The organism is Paenibacillus sp. 01T422 (assembly GCF_056398785.1).
In genome coordinates, this window is sequence record NZ_JBFTQB010000433.1 from 1 (window position 1) to 5,197 (window position 5,197).

Here is a 5,197-nt window from a genome sequence, read left to right on the forward strand (position 1 = left end):
TCCCGATCTCGAATAGCCAAGATACCCCGGGCCCTATGACTAGAACGGTAGAAGAGACGCAGCCATTTTGTTGGGAGTAATGACAGGAGTCGATGAGCGGGATTCTAGCACTCTCAAAAGCTTAAACCACTCTTATAAGGATTACACGCAGTTCCTCGATAAAAGCTTTTTAAAAACTACGACGGCAAGATCATGTAACAGGATTTTCCAACCCCATTGGCGAAGTTAATGATGTAGTTAATTTTCACCAAAGGGGTTGTCTACTTTGCTCGTTAAAGATCGTCTTCGCCCAACTAAAAAAATATATTTCAAGTCTGAGATAAAGCATTGTCCCCATTGTGAATCGAAATTACGCCGTTCCCACACGGCATGGCATAAGAAGATTGCCACACTAAATGAAGTTATTGAAGCATGGAGCATGGCTTACAAATGCGTGAATGTAAACTGCTCGAATCTTGATGCTCTCTTTAAATCGGCTGAAGCTGAAGCATTAAGTCCTAAGCATTCCGCTTATGGATTCGATGTGCTCTGCTTAGTTGGTGAACTTCGCTTTAAGCGCCATATGACTCGTAAGGAAATCGCCGATGAACTCAATGAACGCGGCGTACTTACTTCCGAAAGATCGGCACAAAATCTTTACGAAAGATACCAAATACTACTCGCGGCAAGTTTGGATGATCACGTGAAAAATACACTTGCCGAAGTTACTGAAGAAAATGGCGGCATTGTCTTATCGATGGATGGTGTTCAACCTGAGAAAGGAAACGAAACGCTTTATGTGATCCGTGAAGTATTCAGCGGAACAGTTTTAGTCGCACGGAACATGAAGAGTGGAACAGCAATCGAACTACAAACGCTTATTCAACCGATCATTGATTTAGGCTATCCAATTGTTGGTATTGTGAGTGATGGTCAACAATCCATTCGTCTGGATATGGAGACATTATTGCCAGATGTTCCTTACCAATATTGTCAGTATCACTACTTAAAAGATATTGCCAAACCAGTCGTTGACATAGATCGAAAGCTCAAAACAGAGCTGAAGAAAAGTATGCGCGGGATTCGAGATACCGAGCGTAAAATTGAACAAAGCGATTCTCTAGAAGTAGAAGTTGCTAAAGGATATGTCGCAGCAGTTCGCTCGTTGTTACTAGAGGATGGCAATCCTCCTCTCGATTTACCCGGCATGAGAATTTACGAGAAAGCTCAAGCGATTCAGGCCTCTTTACAAAAATGCCTGAGTAAAAAAGGGGCCCTCTCTACTTGAAAATGTTTTCAGAATATTCAGTAAAATAATCAATCTTCAGACTCACTATGAAGCTGTAAAGCGCTGGATGCAGCCGATCCGTCATATCGTAGAAATCTTTGAACCCAGCATGGATAAGACCACGGAGAACGTACGATGGGAGATGACCGAGCTACTAAATTGGGTAAAAGAAACCTATACAGAAGAACACGACGCACCTATGGTTACCAATTTACTAAGCTACTCTAGAGGCTTCTGGAAAGGGCTTTTCACTTGCTATGATGAGTACCATGTCCCAAGAACTAATAATGACTTGGAGCGATTTTTCCGTGCTACGAAAACAGCACACCGTCGAATCACTGGTCTTAGAAATTGGAACGAGTACATCTTACGAAATGGAGAAATGATTGTTCTCGTCCAGGACGCACTAAAATAGAAACCATCCTGGCTCGATTAAAAAGCGTTGGATACGATAAATATAGAGTACAGAAACAAAAATGGCAGAATCGCTTACAAGATAGCGTAAAACGTAAACGATTTAGGCGGGATCCAGAAAAGTACCTAGAAAGCCTAGAAAAACTATGGGATGCACAGTGCGTTCGCTGATCTTGCCGTCGTAGTTAAAAAAGGCTAGAATTGGTATCCCGAGATTTTATTATCAGAACTTGGATCCAGAGAGATTAGAGATCATGGAGTCAGCTATAGCTCTTTTGAAAAAGGAAGAGGCTACTATTATCGACCCTGTTTCTCTTCCTTGTGAGCTGGTAAACTGGAATTTTGATGTTAAGCGTCATGAGTTTAAAAAGTATGTCAATGATTACTTAGCCAGACTGCCCGCATCTGTACCTGTGCATACATTGTCGGAAGTGATAGCGTTTAATCATAATCATGCGGATGTTGCTTTGAAATATGGCCAATCCCGCCTCTCCAACCCACATGCCATTTAACAAACAGAAAGGCCCTAATTTTCTAGTTTCCAATCATGATGGAAGTTATTCTTCGATCCGAAAAGGGACAAATCGAAGATGCATTCGATAGGCTGAAGGAACAGGATATTATCATTGATTATAAGGTCCGTAAACAAAGTAACAGGAAAAAGTGGATTGACATCACTCCTAGTAAATGGATTATATCGGATAACATTAAAAAACTGAGTTAGTAAGAATATAAGTAAGCAATTCTAAGGAGCTCATTCCCAGAGCTCCTTTTTTTATATGAACCTTATGGAGGGTATATTTAATGACTTGTGTGTACCGCCAAAAAGATGGGAAAATAACTGGTGAGCATCTTATTCCATTGGCTCTTATCGACTTGTTTCCTGAGTGTGAGTTCAATATCCATAGAAGTATTCAGTACAATGATGGTGGTACTCCTGAACCTTTAACAGATTACTATAAAACAGAGAAGGTTGTCATAAACGATGTTTGTGAAATGTAATAGTGGTCCACTTTCGGCGTTAGACATATATGGCTCGCAAGTAATCAAAGATTATTTCGTACAAGAATATGGAAAGAAGATGAAGTAACCCTCAACCTAGACTTATCATTGCTTTCACACTGGTCAGGATCAACGGAGATAGTTTTATGGTACAAATAGGTTCAATTCATATTTTTGGAATCCACTTTAAAACGAATGCTCTAGTGAGAGTTCCGGTCAACATATAGAAAATGAACGAATAAAAGTAGTTCCAGCCATAATAAGCAACAGCATCAAGCCAGATAGAAAATGGTTCGCCAATAAATGCAAAAATAAGAGCTTGCAAGAATAAAGCAACGGAGAGTTTTTTCCAAGTAGGAAAATATTGAAAAATCAACATTTGAGCTACGGGTACAATCGAAAAATCAAAAGGTAGCTCGAAAACAGAGTACGGTATTAATTTTGTAGGATAGATACAGATACCAAAGTCTGCACCAAATTCGTCAGTAATAATTGAAATAATCAGCACGATTAGTCCAAAAAACCAAATAAACAATGGAAAGGAGCTAGCTTTAATTGAATATACATCTAAAACAATGATTGAACTAAGGAAACGCGACGGAGTGCGGATGAGGCGAAAAATTATGCTCCCTAGCGATTCGATTACCGAATTGATTTGTGTATTTTCGGGATGGCCGTTTGAGTGAGGTTGAATAGGTTGAGGAACGGGACTCCAATGGGGGTTCCGTTTTTATTTTTATTATTGTTTAGGGATTAAATTAAGCGGCAGATTTTCTCGTGGAAACACGAAAAATGTTACTGATTGGTGGAAACTTCTTTTATCAGGGTAGCTCTAAAATATTGGCGGAGCATTCAAAGTCATAAATGATTTAATGAATAATAAGGATGTAATTGGGGGATAATTCCATCGAATATGATGTTTAAGAAGGGGAGCATTGTTAGTTATGGATAATGAAAAACATACAATCTCACTTTCGGTAATCCGTAATATTGACGTGCTAAGGAACTTGTTCGGGAACAACGAACAGCTTGCCTTTCATTATTTTGAAAGAGATGGGGAAAAACCGTTTGGGGCGATTGCTTATTTAAAAGTCTTAATAGACACGGAGTGGCTGCAACAACTTATTCTTCCGCGTATTGGCCAGCGTATCCAGGGGGAAGAAATTTCAGCTAATTCGCTTATCGATGCCGCCAAGGATCAAGGCATTACACGAATGGTACCCAATATAGAAGATGCGGTGCGGATCATCACGGACGCTGGGATTGTTTTGTTCGCTGAAGGCCAAATTCAAGCCTTTGGAATGAATCTTCCTGGATTCGGAAAGAGATCCATTAAAGAGCCAATGTTAGAGGTAAATGTCCGAGGACCTCGTGCAGGTTTTATAGAGGATTTGGATACGAATGCTGGACTAATTTATCGACGTTTGAAAACTCCTCAACTTAGGTCGAAAACTTTTACAGTGGGTCAAGAAAGCCGAACTGATGTCATGGTGCTTTATCTTGAGAATCAAGTAGATCTTAGTGTATTACATGAAATAGAGCGAAGGCTAGAATCTGTATGTCTAAATGTTGTTGTAGACAGTGCTCAGATTGAGGAATGGATACAGGATAGTGTCTACTCACCATTTTCCCAAATACAGAACACGGAAAGACCAGACCGAGTTGCGACAGCCTTAAATCAAGGAAAAGTAGCGATTTTAACGGACGGTAGTCCGAATGTTCTTTTAGCGCCCGCTATATTTACAGATTTTCTACACCCAAGTGAGGACCTGTACGAAAAGTTTTATTTTGCGGATTTCCTTCGAGGTTTGCGTTTAATAACGCTTTTCGTGTCCTTGTTTCTTCCGTCAGTCTACATTGCATTATCTACTTTCCATCTTGAGATGATCCCAACACCGCTTATGCTGACATTTGTTTCGGCTAAATCAGGCATCCCATTTCCTACAATTCTTGAAGCCCTAATTATGGAAATTGCATTTGAAATTTTAAGGGAAGCAAGTGTAAGGCTACCACAAACAGTCGGTCAATCTATCAGTATCGTTGGAGCGCTCATTATCGGGGAAGCTGCTGTTCARTCAGGCATCGTGTCGAGATCCATGGTAATCATCGTGGCAGTAACTGGAATTGCGTCGTTTACAATTCCGTCTTTCAATACTGCTATTACGCTTAGATTGCTCCGTTTTCCACTTATGTTTATCGCTGCTTGGACCGGTGTGCTCGGCATTTCGCTCAGTATGTTCGCTCTTGTCCTACATTTATGTTCACTAAGGTCATTCGGCACATTATTTATACCTACGCCTGAACCAAAGCACTGGCGGGATTTCGTTGGCCACTTTGTATTGCTTCCAATCAAGCTTCGTRAGTTATCAAAAATGCAAGCTTCTGCTGTTGCTGCGAAAGGATCCGAACATGAAGAAGTTTAGACGTGCACTGTTGATGTTCTTGATGATGACATTTCCAGTAGGATGTTCTTCGGATATTCGCGAAATAAGCGATATTGCGCTTGTCATGCTG

The 5,197-nt window shown here is 40.5% G+C and carries 6 protein-coding genes; 5 read left to right on the forward strand and 1 reads right to left on the reverse strand.

Annotation, left to right across the window (positions count from 1 at the left end; genetic code table 11):
• Positions 1-265 precede the first annotated feature (265 nt).
• From AC1DUA_RS22235 to AC1DUA_RS22250, 4 genes are all read left to right on the forward strand, one after another.
• Complete coding sequence (locus tag AC1DUA_RS22235) at positions 266-1,267, forward strand: transposase (RefSeq protein ID WP_477501850.1); 1,002 nt, start codon at positions 266-268, stop codon at positions 1,265-1,267.
• Positions 1,268-1,376: 109 nt separating this feature from the next.
• Complete coding sequence (locus AC1DUA_RS22240; RefSeq protein ID WP_477501855.1) at positions 1,377-1,682, forward strand: IS66 family transposase; 306 nt, start codon at positions 1,377-1,379, stop codon at positions 1,680-1,682.
• Between the two features lie 253 nt (positions 1,683-1,935).
• Positions 1,936-2,193 (forward strand): hypothetical protein, encoded by a 258-nt coding sequence (locus AC1DUA_RS22245; protein WP_477501851.1) that lies wholly within the window; start codon positions 1,936-1,938, stop codon positions 2,191-2,193.
• A gap of 292 nt (positions 2,194-2,485) precedes the next feature.
• Complete coding sequence (locus AC1DUA_RS22250) at positions 2,486-2,683, forward strand: hypothetical protein (protein ID WP_477501852.1); 198 nt, start codon at positions 2,486-2,488, stop codon at positions 2,681-2,683.
• Positions 2,684-2,849: 166 nt separating this feature from the next.
• On the opposite strand, the gene AC1DUA_RS22255 is transcribed toward AC1DUA_RS22250, so the two are convergent.
• Complete coding sequence (locus AC1DUA_RS22255) at positions 2,850-3,218, reverse strand: CBO0543 family protein (protein WP_477501853.1); 369 nt, start codon at positions 3,216-3,218, stop codon at positions 2,850-2,852.
• 409 nt (positions 3,219-3,627) lie between these two features.
• On the opposite strand from AC1DUA_RS22255, the gene AC1DUA_RS22260 reads away from it, so the two are divergent.
• A complete protein-coding gene (locus tag AC1DUA_RS22260; protein WP_477501854.1) occupies positions 3,628-5,106 on the forward strand; it encodes a spore germination protein in 1,479 nt (492 codons plus the stop codon).
• The last annotated feature ends 91 nt before the right edge of the window (positions 5,107-5,197 follow it).

What these genes read in the sequence shown, in the direction of transcription:
- AC1DUA_RS22240 (WP_477501855.1), top strand. Translation starts at nt 1,377, where the DNA reads ATGGATAAGACCACGGAGAACGTACGATGGGAGATGACCGAGCTACTA.
- AC1DUA_RS22245 (WP_477501851.1), top strand. Translation starts at nt 1,936, where the DNA reads ATGGAGTCAGCTATAGCTCTTTTGAAAAAGGAAGAGGCTACTATTATC.
- AC1DUA_RS22250 (WP_477501852.1), top strand. Translation starts at nt 2,486, where the DNA reads ATGACTTGTGTGTACCGCCAAAAAGATGGGAAAATAACTGGTGAGCAT.